The sequence below is a fragment of the Nonomuraea sp. NPDC049486 genome (genome assembly GCF_040676925.1).
Lineage (GTDB): Bacteria > Actinomycetota > Actinomycetes > Streptosporangiales > Streptosporangiaceae > Nonomuraea > Nonomuraea ferruginea.
Genome location: NZ_JBFAPV010000003.1, coordinates 397,669 through 413,781, shown reverse-complemented (window position 1 = coordinate 413,781; position 16,113 = coordinate 397,669). Strand labels below are relative to the sequence as shown.

The 16,113-nt window shown below is 71.7% G+C and carries 14 protein-coding genes; 8 read left to right on the top strand and 6 right to left on the bottom strand.

Going from position 1 to position 16,113, the window contains the following annotated elements:
* Nucleotides 1–70 precede the first annotated feature (70 nt).
* Complete coding sequence (locus tag AB0K05_RS10800) at nt 71–619, top strand: CGNR zinc finger domain-containing protein (RefSeq protein ID WP_148033379.1); 549 nt, start codon at nt 71–73, stop codon at nt 617–619.
* Here the strand turns inward: AB0K05_RS10800 and AB0K05_RS10795 are convergent.
* Genes AB0K05_RS10795 through recO form a run of 3 tightly spaced genes read right to left on the bottom strand, consistent with a single transcriptional unit; the run spans nt 595 to nt 2,614 of the window.
* A complete protein-coding gene (locus AB0K05_RS10795; RefSeq protein ID WP_364228424.1) occupies nt 595–1,080 on the bottom strand; it encodes a potassium channel family protein in 486 nt (161 codons plus the stop codon). The two genes, AB0K05_RS10800 and AB0K05_RS10795, sit on opposite strands and share 25 nt — an antisense overlap.
* Nucleotides 1,081–1,109: 29 nt before the next feature.
* Nucleotides 1,110–1,883: an isoprenyl transferase gene (locus tag AB0K05_RS10790; RefSeq protein ID WP_148033381.1), complete on the bottom strand. Its 774-nt coding sequence runs from the start codon at nt 1,881–1,883 to the stop codon at nt 1,110–1,112.
* Nucleotides 1,880–2,614 carry a DNA repair protein RecO gene (gene recO, locus AB0K05_RS10785; protein WP_148033382.1) on the bottom strand — a complete coding sequence of 245 codons (735 nt, stop codon included), beginning with the start codon at nt 2,612–2,614 and terminating at the stop codon, nt 1,880–1,882. The genes AB0K05_RS10790 and recO overlap by 4 nt, the downstream gene beginning before the upstream one ends.
* A 147-nt stretch (nt 2,615–2,761) precedes the next feature.
* On the opposite strand from recO, the gene AB0K05_RS10780 reads away from it, so the two are divergent.
* Both AB0K05_RS10780 and AB0K05_RS10775 read left to right on the top strand, forming a co-directional pair.
* Nucleotides 2,762–4,294, top strand: a complete 1,533-nt coding sequence (locus tag AB0K05_RS10780; protein WP_148033383.1) for a CDP-alcohol phosphatidyltransferase family protein — start codon at nt 2,762–2,764, stop codon at nt 4,292–4,294.
* Entirely contained in the window at nt 4,291–5,010 is a 720-nt protein-coding gene (locus AB0K05_RS10775; RefSeq protein ID WP_148033384.1) for a DUF5941 domain-containing protein, read from the top strand. Before AB0K05_RS10780 ends, AB0K05_RS10775 begins: the two co-directional genes overlap by 4 nt.
* Nucleotides 5,011–5,671: 661 nt before the next feature.
* Here the strand turns inward: AB0K05_RS10775 and AB0K05_RS10770 are convergent.
* Entirely contained in the window at nt 5,672–5,875 is a 204-nt protein-coding gene (locus AB0K05_RS10770; protein WP_364228421.1) for a hypothetical protein, read from the bottom strand.
* 1,635 nt (nt 5,876–7,510) lie between these two features.
* Here AB0K05_RS10770 and AB0K05_RS10765 point away from each other — a divergent pair.
* Nucleotides 7,511–8,230, top strand: coding sequence for a vWA domain-containing protein (locus tag AB0K05_RS10765; protein ID WP_364228419.1), 720 nt, complete (start codon nt 7,511–7,513; stop codon nt 8,228–8,230).
* A 146-nt stretch (nt 8,231–8,376) separates the two neighbouring features.
* Nucleotides 8,377–9,783 (top strand): glycoside hydrolase family 16 protein, encoded by a 1,407-nt coding sequence (locus AB0K05_RS10760; protein ID WP_148033387.1) that lies wholly within the window; start codon nt 8,377–8,379, stop codon nt 9,781–9,783.
* A 5-nt stretch (nt 9,784–9,788) separates the two neighbouring features.
* On the opposite strand, the gene AB0K05_RS10755 is transcribed toward AB0K05_RS10760, so the two are convergent.
* Both AB0K05_RS10755 and AB0K05_RS10750 read right to left on the bottom strand, forming a co-directional pair.
* Nucleotides 9,789–10,967 carry a hypothetical protein gene (locus AB0K05_RS10755; RefSeq protein WP_219549712.1) on the bottom strand — a complete coding sequence of 393 codons (1,179 nt, stop codon included), beginning with the start codon at nt 10,965–10,967 and terminating at the stop codon, nt 9,789–9,791.
* An 83-nt stretch (nt 10,968–11,050) separates the two neighbouring features.
* Complete coding sequence (locus tag AB0K05_RS10750) at nt 11,051–13,393, bottom strand: GH1 family beta-glucosidase (RefSeq protein WP_333485751.1); 2,343 nt, start codon at nt 13,391–13,393, stop codon at nt 11,051–11,053.
* Between the two features lie 96 nt (nt 13,394–13,489).
* Here AB0K05_RS10750 and AB0K05_RS10745 point away from each other — a divergent pair, with 96 nt between their 5' ends.
* The 3 genes from AB0K05_RS10745 to rocD all read left to right on the top strand — a co-directional run bounded on the left by AB0K05_RS10745 (nt 13,490) and on the right by rocD (nt 16,104).
* A complete protein-coding gene (locus AB0K05_RS10745; protein WP_148033390.1) occupies nt 13,490–13,975 on the top strand; it encodes an Lrp/AsnC family transcriptional regulator in 486 nt (161 codons plus the stop codon).
* 121 nt (nt 13,976–14,096) lie between these two features.
* Nucleotides 14,097–14,894: a dimethylargininase gene (ddaH, locus tag AB0K05_RS10740; RefSeq protein WP_364228415.1), complete on the top strand. Its 798-nt coding sequence runs from the start codon at nt 14,097–14,099 to the stop codon at nt 14,892–14,894.
* 1 nt (nt 14,895) lies between these two features.
* Nucleotides 14,896–16,104, top strand: a complete 1,209-nt coding sequence (rocD, locus tag AB0K05_RS10735) for an ornithine--oxo-acid transaminase (protein WP_148033392.1) — start codon at nt 14,896–14,898, stop codon at nt 16,102–16,104.
* The last annotated feature ends 9 nt before the right edge of the window (nt 16,105–16,113 follow it).

The following is a 16,113-nucleotide window of genomic DNA, read 5'->3' as shown; positions in this document are numbered from 1 at the left end:
GGAAATCCCAGGCCCCCCGTGGGAGAGATACGCTGCGACCACGCTAGAACCGGCCCCGACAGGAGTCAACATGCCCTTTGGCCATGACATGCAGCATTCCCTGGGCACCGTCGTCGAGCTCGTCAACACCTCCCCGTCGACGGGCGGCGAAGACCGGCTCGCCACTCTGACCGAGCTGCAGTCCTTCGTCGAGGGGCGGCAGGTCAGCGGTCTGGGCGGGCTCACCGCGCGTGATCTGGGCCAGGTCCGGATGATACGGGAGGCGTTCTACCGCGTCTTCACCGCGGCCGACCAGCCGACGGCGGTGCGCCTGCTCAACGGGCTGCTCTCCGAGACGCGCATAACGCCGCGCCTGACCGAGCACGACGGCCATCCGCTGCACGTCCACTACTTCGCCCCGGACGCCACGCTGGCCGAGCACCTGGCCGCCGACTGCGGCGTCGCGCTGGCCCACCTGCTGGTGGAGGACGAGTGGGAGCGGCTCCGCACCTGCGCGGCGCCCGACTGCGAGCACGTCTTCGTCGACGAGTCGCGCAACCGCAGCCGCGTCTACTGTGACAGCCGCACCTGCGGCAACCGCATGCACGTCGCCGCCTACCGCGCCCGCCGCCGCGCCTGACCCGCCTTGAGCTTGCCGGTCAGCAGGGTCGCGGCGGTGGCCAGCACGATGAGGTTGAACGCCATCTGCACCAGCACCAGCCCTCTGGCCAGCTGACCCTGCGCGTGCACGTCGCCGAAACCGACGGTGGCCAGCGTGGAGACCGCGAAGTAGAGCGCGTCCGTCCTGGTCTCCAGGCCCGCGAACTCGCCCTGTCGCCAGTAGGCCACGTTGTAGTCGGCGAGCGCGAACAGCACCACGCCCGCCACGGTGATCAGTGCCAGCGTGGCCGGGGTCAGCCCGCCCTCGTCGCCGGCCGACTGCTGCCTGGCCTCCCTCACGACGCTCCAGCACACCAGGGCGAGACCGGCGATCACGCAGGCCACCCGCAGGAACCGCACCCAGTCGGGCTGGTCCTCCTGCAGGGGCACCACGTAGTAGGCCGCGATGATCAGCGCGGTGTGCCAGGCGAGTCGCCGCATGCGGGAAGAGTTCCCCGCGCGGGGAACGGTTAGACCGGGTTGGGCAGAGCTCCGCCGTAACGCCGGTCGCGCTTGGCGTAGATCTCGCACGCCTCCCACAGGTCCCTGCGGTCGAAGTCGGGCCAGAGCCGGTCGAGGAAGACCATCTCCGCGTAGGCCGACTGCCACAGCAGGAAGTTGGAGAAGCGCTGCTCGCCCGACGAGCGCACGAACAGGTCGACGGCCGGGATCTCGGGCTCGTCGAGATAGCGGGCGAAGACCTTCTCGTCGACCTTGGACCGCTTGACCCGGCCCGCCTGGAGGTCGTCGGCCAGCCTGAGTGCCGCGTCGACGATCTCGGCCTGGCCGCCGTAGTTGACGCAGAACTGCAGCGTCAGCTTGCGGTTGGCCCGGGTCATCTCCTCGGCGGACTGCAGCTCGGAGATCACGCTCTTCCACAGCCGGCCCGGCCTGCCCGCCCAGCGCACCCGCACGCCCATCGCGTGCAGCTCGTCGCGGCGACGGCGGATCACGTCGCGGTTGAAGCCCATGAGGAAGCGCACCTCGTCGGGCGAGCGCTTCCAGTTCTCCGTCGAGAACGCGTAGGCGCTCAGGTAGGGGATGCCCAGCTCCAGAGCGCCCTCGATGACGTCGAACAGCGACGACTCCCCCGCTTTGTGCCCCTCGGTGCGGGGCAGCCCGCGGGCCTTGGCCCACCGGCCGTTGCCGTCCATGACGATGGCCACGTGGCGGGGCACCAGCTCACGCGGGATCGGCGGCGGGGTCGCGCCGGACGGATGGGGTGTCGGCGGGCGGACGTTCAAACGGGCTCCCTTTCTACGTGGCGGAGCGAGCGTATCCCGTGTTCGAGGTGCCATTGCAGATAGGCGGCGACCAGGCCGCTGCACTCGCTGCGGTGTCGCTGCTCGGACGCGTCGGCCGTCGCCCAGTCGCCGCGCAGCAGCGCCGTCATCAGGCCGATCGTCTCACCGGCGGGCACCGCCGCGCCGGCGGGCCGGCACGCCCCGCACACCACGCCGCCCGCCACGATGGCGAACGCCCTGATCGCGGGCGCCCGGCACTTGGCGCACGCCTCCAGCGCGGGCGCGTATCCGGCGACGGCCAGCGAGCGCAGGAAATAGGCGTCGAGCACCAGCCGGGGTTCGTGATCGCCCTCGCCGAGCGTGCGCAGCCCGCCCACCAGCAGCAGGAACTGCCGCAGGGCCGGCTCCTTCTCGCCGTGGGTCAGCCGGTCGGCGGTCTCCAGCATCGCGGTGCCGGCGGTGTAGCGCGGGTAGTCGCTCGCCAGCGCCTCGCCGTACGGCCTGATCGTCTCCGCCTGGGTGACGACGTCGAGCGTGCGGCCGGTGTGGAGCTGGAGGTCGACGTGGGTGAACGGCTCCAGCCTCGCCCCGAAGCGCGAGGTGGTGCGGCGCACCCCCTTGGCGACGGCCCGGATCTTGCCGGTGCGCTTGGCCAGAACCGTGACGATGCGATCGGCCTCGCCGAGCTTCTGCGTGCGCAGGACCACGCCCTCGTCACGATAGAGACTCACCCGGCCATCCTACGGTCGTATCAAAGTGACGACACTTCGTGCTACTCCCATGGCGGTGTGACACGCCTTTCCGCAACCGTCACTAGACTTTGACGCCTGTTCCGCATTGCCCACTGTTCACCCCTCCGTTACCGCCGAAAGGTAGTCATGACCCGCGTGGTCCTGCTGGGCTCTTCACCCGGCCCCGACACCGCTCCGACCGGCTTGAGGCTCGCCGCACTTCCCGGCAATCCCACCGTCGCGGAGCGACTGCGCAACCAGGTCCTCACCATGGACCCGACGCCCGCCACGATCGGCTCCGGCGACGTGGCCGCCGCCCTGCGCGCACTGGCGGAGGTCGCGGAGTCCGCGACCGAGCCCCTGTTCATCATCCCGGAGAACTCGGTCATCCACGACGAGCTGATCTACCAGATCAACAAGACCAAGCGCGGCGCGCTGGTCCTCGTCGCCAAGGAGCCGCGCCCGGTGGCGGAAGAGGAGGGCGAGGAGACAGAGGACGACCAGCTCAACGGTAACGTCCCGATAGCGGAGGCCGAGCCCGAGATCGGCATGAACGAGGTGGAGGGCCTGCCGGTCCGCTCCCGCATCGGCAAGACCAGGGTCATCTCGGTGGGCACCGCCACCCACCTGGTGACCAGGCCCAACGCCGTGCTGCTCGGCCCGATGTACATCAGCGCGCGCAACGCGCCGATGCTCGCCGAGACCTGCCGCGAGCTGGCCGCGATGGCGTCCGCCTTCGGCGACGACGACGACCTGGTCCAGATCATCGCCTTCGGTCTGGTGCGCAAGGGCGTGTCGGTCGGCATCCGGGGCCGCCGCGACCTGTTCTACCGCCGCGTCACCTCCCAGGAGCAGGCCAACGAGGCCGCCGTCGAGATGTCCGGCTTCGACGAGGACCGCGCCAGGCTCAACAACGCGGTCAAGGGCGCCGACGGCTTCTTCACCACCTACTTCGTCTCGACCTACTCCCGGTTCATCGCCCGCTGGGCGGCCCGGCGGGGGCTGACGCCCAACCAGGTCACGCTCATCTCGATCGCCCTCGGCGTGGCCGCCGCCGCCTGCTTCGCCACCGGCCAGCGGCCGTGGATGATCGCCGGCGGGCTGCTGATCTACTTCGCCTTCGTGTTCGACTGCGTCGACGGCCAGGTCGCCCGCTACGCCCGCAAGTTCGGGGTGCTGGGGGCGTGGCTCGACGCCACGTTCGACCGGTTCAAGGAGTACGTCGTCTTCGCCGGACTGGCCGTGGGCTGGGTCGTGGCGGGCAACGGCGGCGACGACATCTGGATCTTCGCGCTGGCCGCCATCGGCCTGCAGTCCGTGCGCCACCTGCTCGACTTCTCCTTCGGCATCTCCAACCGCCGCAAGCCCCCGGCCAAGCTGCCCACGCTGGCGCTCGACGCCCGCGACGACCGTGACCTGCGCCAGGCCCTGGAGCGCCGCAAGGTCGAGCAGAGCAGTGGCGTCAAGCGCATGCTCAAGATGTGGTCCAAGGCCGGCAAGTACCGCGCGGTCCACTGGGCGCGTAAAATGATCGTGTTCCCCATCGGCGAGCGGTTCGCGGCCATCGCGATCACCGCTGCGCTCTTCGACGCCCGCATTACCTTCCTCACGCTGGTGATCTGGGGCTCCGTCGCCGCCGTTTACACTCTCACCGGACGCCTCATGAGGTCGCTCGCATGATCACCCAGCCGCAGGCCGCCGCAACCCCCACGCCGGACCCCGACGAGGAGCGCCGGCGCATCCAGACCGCCCGCCTGCTCGCCTACCGCGACGACGGTCCCCTCGTCCACGTGCTGTCGGGCAGGCTCGGCAAGGGCCTGCCGCCGGTCCCCGCCACGCTGGCCGCGCTGCTGGCCGTCATCGCCGTCACGGTGACCGGCCTGGTCCAGCCGGGCTTCACGATGCTGCTGCCGTCGCTGATCGTGCTGCTGCTGGTGCTGCCGACCGCGCCGCGCGACCACCTGGGCCGCTTCGACTGGCTCACGCCGCCGCTGCTGCGCGCCGCCGAGTTCCTCGCCATGATCGTGGTCGGCCTCGCGGCGGGGGCGCCGAAGTGGCTGCTGTTCGTGCTGGTGTACGTGGTCGGCTACCACACCTACGACACCGTCTACCGGACCCGGCAGAGCATCTGGCCGCCGGCCTGGGTGTTCTACGCCGGGCTCGGCTGGGAGCTGCGGCTGCTCATCATCGGCGCGGGCGCGGCGTTCGGCCTGGTCACGCCGGTGCTGGCGGTGCTGACGGCCTACCTGTTCGTGCTGTTCGCCGTCGAGAGCGTGACGAGCTGGGTCCGCCTGGACAAGGCGTCGGCCCAGGCGGCCGCCGACGCCGAGCAGGACCTGGAGCAGTCCCCCGAGGACGCGCTGGAGCAGGCCGCCGGCGAGGCCGAGAAAGCCTGATCTCCCCTACGCGAAAGGCGGGGCCGCCCTCACGGCCCCGCCTTTCGCGTTTCCTCCGGCAACCCGGCTACCGCGAGGGGAGCGTTTAGGCTGGGGGCTCAGGGACTCTGAGCCGGAGGAGCCGGATGGCGTTCTTGTCGCGGCTGTTCAAGCGGGGCGACCCGCTGGCCGAGCGTGAGGAGGCGCGCCGGCAGGGCATGCGCGACGCCCGGCGACACCCGCTGACGACCTTCACCGACCCCGAGAGCCGGCCCCCGTTCGTCGCCGAGGTACGGGCCCGCGCCCGCGAGCAGATCGCCGAGGCCGGCCGCCGGCTGGCCGCCCGGCGCGGCGAGTTACTCGACCAGTCCCTGGCCGCCCGGGAAGCGATCCTCCTGGAACTCAGCCGCACCGACCTCCTCCCCCAGCCCCCACCCAACGGCCACCCCGGCCCACCCGCTGATCCGTATCCGCCAGGTTCCAGGCCTTCACCCGATTCCGCAGGACCGTACGGCAATCCACCAGGTTCCAGGCCTTCACCCGGACCGTACGGCGATCCGCCAGACCCCGATTCCGCGGGACCGTACGGTGACTCTGGGGCACGCGCAGCAGGACCGTACGGTGGCTCAGGGGCACGTGCGGCGGGATCGTACGGTGATCGCGGCGGGCGCCCGGCGGCTCCCTACGAGGAGGACGCGTTCATCTCCATCGCCGAGGCCCGATGGAGGCGGGGTGAGGCGCGGCGGCGGGAGGCGGTGCGGGAGAGCCAGGAGAGCGTGCAGCGCGCCGACGCCCGCATCGGCCAGTACGCGCAGGAGTGGGAGAGCGCCCTGGTCGAGCACGACCACGAGGTGGAGGCCGTGCACGCGCGGGCCGAGCAGATCATCGCCGCCTACCGGAGCGGCGTCATGGAGACCCACCCACGCCGGGAGGAGATCCCGCCGCTCTGGCAGGGCGAGGTCATCGCCATGGAGCCCACCGGCGAGACCCGGCTCGGCCTCTCGGGGCGCGACGAGCTAGGCCGGATCCTGCACGAGGTGGAAGCCCGGGTAGCGGACTGGCACACCAAGGTCCTCCCCCACGAACTGCCCCCAGCCCTCCGCCTCCCCCCGCTCGAACCACCCCGCCGCACACAGTCCCCCCAACCTCCAGCAGACCACTCCCCCACCACCCCATCTCCTCCGAAACCCCCCCACTCCCTGACGGACTCCACCGCCCCCACATCCCAGCCGCAAGCCACCAAACCCACAAAGACCCCCACCCCCACCACATCTCCGGGGGAGACCACCCAACCCCCAGCGGACCCCACCCCAACCGCATCCCCACCGGAGACCGCCCAAGCCCTGGCGGACCCGACCCCCACCCCCACCACATCTCCGGAGGAGACCACCCAACCCCCGGCGGACCCGACCCCCGCCACATCCCCGTCCCAAACCACCCGACCGGAAACGCCCCCTACCGTCTCCCCTCCGGAGACCACTCATCTCCCGGCGGATCCCACCGCGACCACATCCCAAGCCACCCGACCCGAAACGGCCCTCGCCGTCTCCCCGCTGGAGACCACCCACCCCGCACTGAATCCCACCGCCACCCCATCTCCGCCGCGAGCCGCCCGACCCGAGACGGCCGCCACTGTCTCCTCGCCGGAGACCCATCCCGCGGTGGACCCCACTGCCACCCCATCCCCGCCGCCAGCCGCCCGACCCGAGACGGCCTCCACCGTCTCCCCGCCTGAGAACACCCACCCCGCGCTGGACCCAACCGCCACCACATCCCCGCCGCCAGCCGCCCGGCCCACGATGGACCGATCCCCCACGTCTCTTCCAGAAGCCGTCTCTTCCTTACGTACGGCAACGGACCCTGCAGAGGTCACGTATCCTCCGGCAGGTACCTCCGGCATGGCTCCGTCACCGTCGCAAGCCGCCCACCCCTCCCCGGATCCCCTGCACGAGACCGCTTACGTACCAGGCGAGGCGGTGGAGACCCGCGAGACCGACGCCCTCACGCCTTCGCCGACGAGCGATGAGCATCCAGGGCATGACGACTCTGAGGCTTCCGCCGACGGGCCGGCGAGCGCCGGGCCCGGCTCCCCTCGTACGGACAGCGACGTCGGCGAGCCAGCCGACGACGGCCCGCAGGAACCACACCAGGACGCCGAAACCGACGTCCATCCCGGACCGGGCCACGCCACCGAGACACGCAAGCAGGACCACACCAACCGCACCCCACCGGCACAGGACCGCGCCACCGAGACAGGCACCACACCGGGACACGACCGCACCGCAAAAACACGCACCCCACCGGCACACGACCGCGCCACGGAAACAGGCACCCCACCGGCACACGACCGCGCCGCCGAACCACACACCCCACCCACACAAGACACCACCGCAACAAGCACTCCAACCGGACAGGACCGCGCCAGAGGGCAGCGGCGGACCTATCCATGGCGGGAGGCGTTCGGCGACCCGAGCGCCGCATCGCCCAGCACACCACGTGACGGCGACGGAGAGGAGCGGCGTTGGCCGGGTTAGGGAGCAGAGGGGTGGCCGTGCTCGGCGTCGCGGCGCTGGTGGCCGGTGGCGTGGCGGGGTGCGGGACGGACGCGGGGGCGGTGTGCGGGGTGGTGGTGGACTCCACGAGCTACGCGGAGCCCGCCACGTCCCGTGAGGACGTGACCTCGAAGCTGCCCGAGTTCGCCCAGGAGTGCGACTGGGTGGGGTTCGCCGCCGTCACCGGCGCGTCGGAGAGCAGTTCGTGCCGGGAGGACCCGGTCACCGTGGCCGCCACCCGCGCCGAGAACCCGAACGACAACCCGGTCGTCGAGGAACGGGTGAGGACGCACCGGATCAAAGAGGTGGTGCCCAGGGCGGTGCGGCTGTTCGACTGCCCCGCGGAGGGCGAGGGCTCGGACGTGCTGGGCGCGCTGCGGTACATGGTGAAGCAGATGACCGCGCGGCGGCAGCCGGACAAGGAGCACCGGCTCATCGTGTTCAGCGATCTGAGCAACAACCGCGGCGAGCTGAACATCAACCGCCTGGAGCTGGGCGAAGCGGCGCGGAAGCGGAAGGTCGAGGAGCTGCGGCGGGCCGGACTGCTGCCCGGCATGGGCGGGTACGCGGTGACGGTGCACGGGTTCCTGCGGGAGCGGACGGCGAACCCGGACCGGTTCCCGCTGCTGGAGGCGTTCTGGGCAGAGGCGTTCGAGGCGGCCGGCACGACGGCCGCCGACCTCCTGTAGGGAGAGCGCTCTCTCACAGCATGCCGGACTGTTCACCTTCCTGCAACGCCTGCGGTGACGATTGTTGACAACAGGTAAGGAACTGTGTTTTCGTTCGGCGTGAGAGCGCTCTCTTCACTCCGCCTCCCTTCCCCCCAGGAGCAGTGATGACATCACCACCGTCCAGGGTGCGCCGCCGCATAGCGGCCGCCGCCGTGGCGCTGGCCGCCGTCGGCGGCCTGCTCGTCCAGGTGGCCACGAGCGCCGCCGCCTCCGTCCCGGCCACCCCGTCCGGCTGGTCGCTGGTCTGGGCCGACGACTTCAACGGCTCGTCGGGCTCGCTGCCCTCGTCCAGCAACTGGATCATCGACACCGGCCACGGCTACCCCGGCGGCCCCGGCAACTGGGGCACCGGAGAGATCCAGAACTACACGTCCAACCCCGCCAACCTGAGCCTCGACGGCTCCGGCAACCTGCGCATCACCCCGCTGCGCGGCTCGAACGGCGAGTGGACCTCCGGCCGCATCGAGACCCGGCGCTCCGACTTCAAGCCCGCCGACGGACGCATCCTGCGCATCGAGGGCCGCATCCAGATGCCGAACGTCACCGGCGACGCCGCGCTCGGCTACTGGCCCGCGTTCTGGGCGCTCGGCTCCCCCTACCGGGGCAACTACTGGAACTGGCCGGCCATCGGCGAGTTCGACATCATGGAGAACGTCAACGGCCTCAACACCGTCTGGGCCGTGCTCCACTGCGGCGTCAACCCCGGCGGCCCGTGCAACGAGACCCAGGGCATCGGCGGCAGCCGCGCCTGCCCCGGCTCGACCTGCCAGTCGTCCTTCCACACCTACCGCTTCGAGTGGGACCGCAGCGTCAGCCCCAACCAGCTGCGCTGGTACGTGGACGGCCAGCAGTTCTTCAGTGTGAGCCAGTCGCAGCTCGACGCCACCACGTGGAACAACATGACCGGTCACGCCGGCTACTTCCTGCTGCTGAACGTGGCCATGGGCGGCGCCTTCCCGAACGGCGTGGCGGGCTTCGGCACGCCGACCGCCGCGACCGTGTCCGGCCGGCCGATGCTGGTCGACTACGTGGCCGTGTGGCAGAGCGGCACCGGCACCCAGCCGACCGACCCGCCGACCGACCCCCCGGGTGACGGGTTCGACGCGCGCTCCACCATCCAGGCCGAGGGCTACAGCGCCCAGTCGGGCACCATCACGGAGACCACCACGGACTCCGGCGGCGGGCAGAACGTCGGCGCCATCCGCAACGGCGACTGGCTCCGCTTCGACAACGTCCGGTTCGGCTCGACGGCGGCCCAGCAGTTCAAGGCCAGGGTGGCTTCCGGGGCGGGCGCCGGCGTGAGCGGGCTCGTCCAGGTCAGGCTGGGCAGCCCGACGGCGCCGCCGATCGGCGACTTCGCGATCGGGAACACCGGCGGCTGGCAGAGCTGGCGCACGGTCCCGGCCAACATCACGCCGACGACCGGGACGCACACCGTCTACCTGACGTTCAGCAGCGGCCAGCCCGCCGACTTCGTGAACGTCAACTGGTTCACCTTCTCCACCACCTAAGGGGATCACCGGCCGGGCGCCGCACGGCGCCTGGCCACGATCCGTTCGGCCCAGCTCGCCGCCTCCGGGTCCCGTAACCCTTCCACCACCCCGCCCAGGTAGGCGGTGGCCAGGCTGTCGAAGCCGCGGTCGAGCTGCCGGGTCCGGCCGGCCAGCCGCCGGTCGACCGACTCCACGTACTGGGCGATGCTCTCGGCGTATCCGGCGTCCTGCTGGTAGACGCCCTGCGCGGTCGCGAACGCCCTGGACTCGGCGTCCAGTTTGGCGCGCAGTTCCCGCAGCGTCCGGTCGTTCGGGTTGTGCATGCGCCGGCCCAGGTCGGCGGCGATGAGGGCGGTGGCGATCAGCAGGGCCAGCAGCAGCACCATGGTGGGCAGCGTGCCGGCCCCCTCGGCGGTGGGCCCGATCTCCTCCCCGTCCACGACGAGCGGCCGGACCAGCGCGTCGCGCCGGAGCACGGCCACCGCCACGATGAAGCCCAGCCACACCAGCGCCACGCCGATCAGCAGCCAGCGCCCCTTGGCCGAGCCGCCGTGCTCCTGCCAGGACCGGAACGCGCGCCCGTACATGTGCGGCGCGACCAGCATGATGAGGGCGGCGCCCGCGGCGAGCAGCGCGGTCATCGCGACGCTGTCGCCCCAGTCGAGGATCACCTGGTAGAGGATCGGCACCTCGACGATCACCAGCAGGAGCAGCAGCAGCGCGGCGGGCAGCCAGCGGCGCACGACGGGCCACCGGCTGCCGGAGATCGCGATCGAGCTGGGGCGGCCGTCGCCGGGGCGGCGGCTGGGCTGTTCCAGCTCGGCGACCCGTGGCCGGGTGTCGTCGAGCGCCGCGCGGGCGGCGGCGAAGGCGCGCTGCGACTCGGCCAGCCTGATCTTCTGCCCTTCGAGCGCGGCGCGCGCCTGCCGCAGCTCCCGCTCGGTGAGGTCCTCGATGCGGGCCAGCTCGCCGAGCCGCTCGTCCTCCAGCTCGTGGAAGCGGGGCACGCTGCCGGTCTGCAGGGTGAGCGTGTCGATCTGGCCGTCGGCGGCGTGCCGCCGCCCCAGCTCGCGCTCGGCGTCGCGGCGCGCCGTCCAGTCGGGCAGGTGGTAGAGGTCTCCGTCGTACGCGACCGCGGGCGCCACGCGGATGACCTGCGCGGGCTCGTCGGGCTGCGTGGGACGGCGGCGTGACAGGCGCATCGGGCCTCCAGACGACCCTCCGGACGACACTGTCCCTCGATGCTAACCGCCCCACGCCCTCCCGGACCGTCGCTCCGTGCCGGTCAGCCGCTGGAGCGTGTCACCAGCCTGGCGGGGAGCACCACCGGGGTGGCGTGGCGGCCTTCCAGGCGGGAGAGCATCAGCCGGGCCAGGGCCATGGCCTGGTCGGAGGCGGGCGTCCGTACGGTGGTCAGCGCGGGGGTGGTGTACGCGGCCGCCTCGATGTCGCCGAAGCCCACCACCGCCAGGTCGTCCGGCACCCGCCGCCCGGCCTCGGCCGCGGCCCTGAGCACACCGATCGCCAGGTGGTCGGAGGTCGCGAGGACGGCGTCCAGGCGGCGCTCGTCGGACAGCAGCCGGGTGAGGGCCGCCGCGCCGGACTCGGCCGTGTCGCCGGCCAGCGCGACGTGCGGCAGCCGTCCGGCCCGCTGGAGCGTGTCGCGGTGCCCGGCCATGCGGTCCTGGACGGCGACCAGGTGGGTGGGGCCGCAGACGAGGCCGATGTGCCTGCGCCCCTGCCGCAGCAGGTGCTCGGTGGCCGCGGCGGCGCCCCCCGTGTTGTCGGCGTCCACGTACGGCACGAGCGAGCTGATCGCCGGCCGGCCGAGCAGGACGAGCGGCACGTCGGTGCGGGCGAGCCGCTCGGCGAGCGGGTCGGCCCCGTCCGTCGGGAGCAGCACCACCCCGTCGGACAGCCCGGCCTCGACGTGCCGGACGATGCGCCGGTGGCTCTCGGAGGTGTCGGCGAGCATGAGCGTGATCTGCTTGCCCGCCCCTTCCAGGACGCTGGTCACGTACTGGACGACGGCGGCGGTGAGCGCGTCGTCGGGGCGCGGGATGGACAGGACGAGCGCGACCGTGTCGGTGCGGCGGGTGGCGAGGCTGCGGGCGGCGGCGTTGGGCACGTAGCCCAGCTCCTTGACGGCCCGCAGGACGTTCTCGCGGACCTCGGGGCTGACCGCGGCGTCGCCGTTGACGACGCGGGACACGGTGGCCCTGGAGACCTTGGCCCGGGCGGCGACGGTCTCCAGGGTGGGCCGCTTGGGCCGGCCGTCGCCGAGCCCGTTGCGGCGCACCACGTCGCGGTACCACAGGGCGCTGTCCTTCAGGCGGCGCCGCTGGGTGGCGAAGTCGACGTGCACGATGCCGAACTTGCGCTGGTAGCCGTCGGCCCATTCGAGGCAGTCGAGCAGCGACCACAGCAGGTAGCCGCGGACCTTGGCGCCCTCGTCGAGTGCGGCGAGCAGGGCCCGCAGGTGCTCTTCGACGAAGCTGACGCGGTCGACGTCGTGGATGCCGTCGGCGGTCACGGTGTCGACGAAGTCGGCCCCGTTCTCGGTGATCATCAGCTCCTGGTCGGGGTACTCGCGGGACAGCCGGCGCAGCAGCACGGTGAGCGCGCCGGGCACGATCGGCCAGCCCATCGCGGTCACCGCGGTCGGCACGGTGCAGAACAGGACGCCGTCGCTGCCCGGGTAGACGGGGTCGGCGGGCTCGCCCGGCTGGGCGCGCACCACGCTGGGCGCGTAGTAGTTGACGCCGAGCATGTCGAGCGGCTGGGCGATGACGGCCAGGTCGCCGTCGCGGACGTGGCCGAGCCCGGCGGCGGACTCCACGACGTCCAGCAGCCGCTCGGGGTAGCGTCCGCGCAGCATCGGCTCCAGGAACTGCCCGTGCACCAGCTCGTCGATCCTGGCGACCGCGTCGGCGTCCTCCTCCGACAGCTCCCTGGCCGGGTCGGTGACCTGGCCGGGGGTCATCACGGGCGCGAAGTTGAGCACCGCGCCGACCCTGGCCGCGCCGGCCGAGCGCAGCGCCGAGGCGGCCAGCCCGTGCCCGAGCAGCATGTGGTGGGCGGCGCGGAAGGCGTCGGCGGCCGACTTCCGGCCGGGCGCGTGCACCCCGGCGCCGTAGCCGAGGAACGCGGCCACCCACGGCTCGTTCAGCGTGAACCAGGTGTGCACCCGGTCGCCCAGCCGCTCGTGCACGACCCGGGCGTAGTCGGCGAAGTGGAGCGCGGTGTCGCGCTCCGGCCAGCCGCCCCGGTCCTCCAGCGCCTGCGGCAGGTCCCAGTGGTAGAGGGTCGCGTACGGGGTGACGCCTGCCGAGAGGAGCTCGTCGACCAGCCGCTCGTAGAAGTCGAGCCCGGCCGTGTTCACCCGGCCCGAGCCCTCGGGCAGGACCCGCGGCCAGCTCACCGAGAACCGGTAGGCGGCCACGCCCAGATCCTTCATCAGCCGCACGTCGCCGGGGTAGCGGTGGTAATGGTCGCAGGCGGCCTGCGAGTCGGAGAACGCGTCCCAGATGGAGGGCCCCCGGCCGTCTTCCGCGTTCGCGCCCTCGATCTGGTACGCGGAGGTCGACACGCCCCACACGAAACGATCAGGGAACGTCCCTCTGCTCATCACTTGCCCACTCCCCGTGCCATGCCCCATCGAAGGGGCCAGTTTGCCCCGGTTCGATCGTCGCGCGCCACACGACGTTGGCGATATACAGAGCCCGTGGAACTGGATCGGCTGGACCGTGACATCATCGCCGCGCTCGTCGAGGACGCCCGGCAGACCTACGCCGAGATCGGGCAGGAAGTCGGCCTGAGCGCGTCGGCGGTCAAGCGGCGGGTCGACCGGCTGCGCGAGAGCGGCGCGATCACCGGCTTCAGCGCCATGGTCGCGCCGGCCGCGCTCGGCTGGACCACCGAGGCGTACGTCGAGCTGTTCTGCCAGGGCAAGACGAAACCGTCCGACATCGCGCTGGCCGTGGCCCGCTATCCGGAGGTGGTGGGCGCGGCCACGATCACCGGCGAGGCCGACGCGCTGCTGCACATCAGGGCGACGGACGTGCGCCATGTGGAGCGGGTGATCGAGCGCATCGCCGCGGAGCCGTTCGTGGTGCGGACGAAGAGCGCGATCGTGCTGTCGAGGCTGGTCGACAGCCCTCCCGGCACCACGTTGCCGGACGCGCGCAACGGATCACACGTCCCCGGCTGATACTCGCAACAGAACTTCACACGCGCGCAATCCCGCCCTCTTCCGCCGCGTAAGGGGCGTTCTTAGGCTGTGCTCGACCCCTGACATGGGGAAACACTCTGACGAAGACGACGGAGTCTGCATGCCCAGACGCTTTCTCATGTGCCCGCCGGAGCACTTCGCGGTCGAGTACGCGATCAATCCGTGGATGGATCCCGCGGCGAGCGCCGACCGCGCCGTGGCGATCCGGCAGTGGGAGGGCCTCAAAGCCGCGTACGAGAGCCTCGGGCACGAGGTGAGCCTGATCGAGCCGATCGAAGGTCTGCCCGACATGGTGTTCGCGGCCAACGGCGCGCTGGTGGTCGGCGGCCGCGTGTACGGCGCCCGGTTCGCGTTCCCGCAGCGGGCCGCCGAGGGGCCGGCCTACCTGCGCTGGTTCGCCGAGCGCGGCTACCCGACGCTGGAGCCGGAGCACGTGAACGAGGGCGAGGGCGACTTCCTCACCATGGACGAGCTCGTCCTGGCCGGCACCGGCTTCCGCACCCGGGTCGCCGCGCACCACGAGGCCCAGGAGTTCCTGGGCCGTCCGGTGATCTCGTTGCGGCTGGTGGACCCGCGTTTCTACCACCTCGACACGGCGCTGTTCCCGCTCGACGGCCGCAACGTCGCCTACTACCCCGGCGCGTTCTCCGAAGGCAGCCGGGAGGTGCTGCGCAGGCTGTTCCCCGACGCGGTGCTCGCCACCGCCGACGACGCCGCCGTGCTCGGGCTCAACGCGGTCAGCGACGGCGTCAACGTGGTGATCAACGCCGAGGCGGGCGATCTCCAGCTAGAGCTGAAGCGACGTGGGTACGAGGTGGTTCCGGTCGATCTGTCGGAGTTGCGCAAGGCGGGTGGCGGCCCCAAGTGCTGCACACTCGAGATCAGGGGGGAGAACTGACATGACCACCAGCGCGGAGCTGATCGAAGTAAGCGAGCGCCGCAGCGCGCACAACTACCATCCGCTGCCCGTGGTCCTCCACGAGGCGCACGGCGCCTGGGTGACCGACGTCGAGGGCAGGCGCTATCTCGACTTCCTGTCCGGCTACTCCTCGCTCAACTTCGGCCACGGCAACGAGAAGATCCTCGCGGCGGCCCAGGAGCAGCTGAGGAACCTGACCCTGACCAGCCGGGCCTTCTACCACGACCAGTTCGCCCGGTTCTGCGCCGGGCTGGCCGACCTCACCGGCAAGGACATGATCCTGCCGATGAACACCGGCGCCGAGGCCGTGGAGACCGCGATCAAGGTCGCCCGCAAGTGGGGCTACCTGGTCAAGGGCGTCGAGCGCGACAAGGCCAACATCGTGGTGATGGAGGACAACTTCCACGGCCGCACCACCACGATCGTCAGCTTCTCCACCGACCCGGACGCCCGCGACGACTTCGGCCCCTACACCCCGGGCTTCACGATCGTGAAGTACGGGTCCGCCGACGCGATCCGCTCGGCCATCGACGACGACACGGTCGCGGTGCTCGTCGAGCCGATCCAGGGCGAGGCCGGGGTGCTGGTGCCGCCGGACGGCTACCTCACCCAGGTGCGGGAGATCTGCACCGAGCAGAACGTGCTGATGATCGCCGACGAGATCCAGTCGGGCCTGGGCCGCACCGGCAGGACCTTCGCCTGCGACCACGAGGGCGTCGTGCCCGACATCTACGTCCTGGGCAAGGCGCTCGGCGGCGGCGTGGTGCCGGTGTCGGCGATCGCCGCGGACGAGGACGTGCTCGGCGTGATCAAGCCGGGTCAGCACGGGTCCACGTTCGGCGGCAACCCGCTCGCCTGCGCGGTCGGCAGCGCGGTCGTGGAGATCCTCCGCACCGGCGAGTTCCAGGCCAGGGCGGCCGAGCTGGGCGGGATCATGCACGCGCGGCTGCGCGAGCTGGTCGGCCACGGCGTGGTGACGGTGCGCGGGCGCGGCCTGTGGGCGGGCGTCGACATCGACCCGTCGCTCGCCACCGGCCGCCAGGTGTCGGAGGCGCTGATGGCGCGCGGCGTGCTGGCCAAGGACACGCACGGGTCGACGATCCGGCTCGCGCCGCCGATCGTCATCTCGGAGGAGGACCTCCTCTGGGCGCTCGACCGGCTCGCCGAGACGGTCGACTCCCTGCGCTGACCCGCCGAG

What these genes read in the sequence shown, in the direction of transcription:
- AB0K05_RS10780 (WP_148033383.1), top strand. Translation starts at nt 2,762, where the DNA reads ATGACCCGCGTGGTCCTGCTGGGCTCTTCACCCGGCCCCGACACCGCT.
- AB0K05_RS10775 (WP_148033384.1), top strand. Translation starts at nt 4,291, where the DNA reads ATGATCACCCAGCCGCAGGCCGCCGCAACCCCCACGCCGGACCCCGAC.
- AB0K05_RS10750 (WP_333485751.1), bottom strand. Translation starts at nt 13,393, where the DNA reads ATGAGCAGAGGGACGTTCCCTGATCGTTTCGTGTGGGGCGTGTCGACC.
- AB0K05_RS10800 (WP_148033379.1), top strand. Translation starts at nt 71, where the DNA reads ATGCCCTTTGGCCATGACATGCAGCATTCCCTGGGCACCGTCGTCGAG.
- AB0K05_RS10760 (WP_148033387.1), top strand. Translation starts at nt 8,377, where the DNA reads ATGACATCACCACCGTCCAGGGTGCGCCGCCGCATAGCGGCCGCCGCC.
- AB0K05_RS10795 (WP_364228424.1), bottom strand. Translation starts at nt 1,080, where the DNA reads ATGCGGCGACTCGCCTGGCACACCGCGCTGATCATCGCGGCCTACTAC.
- AB0K05_RS10770 (WP_364228421.1), bottom strand. Translation starts at nt 5,875, where the DNA reads ATGATCTGCTCGGCCCGCGCGTGCACGGCCTCCACCTCGTGGTCGTGC.
- AB0K05_RS10755 (WP_219549712.1), bottom strand. Translation starts at nt 10,967, where the DNA reads ATGCGCCTGTCACGCCGCCGTCCCACGCAGCCCGACGAGCCCGCGCAG.
- rocD (WP_148033392.1), top strand. Translation starts at nt 14,896, where the DNA reads ATGACCACCAGCGCGGAGCTGATCGAAGTAAGCGAGCGCCGCAGCGCG.
- ddaH (WP_364228415.1), top strand. Translation starts at nt 14,097, where the DNA reads ATGCCCAGACGCTTTCTCATGTGCCCGCCGGAGCACTTCGCGGTCGAG.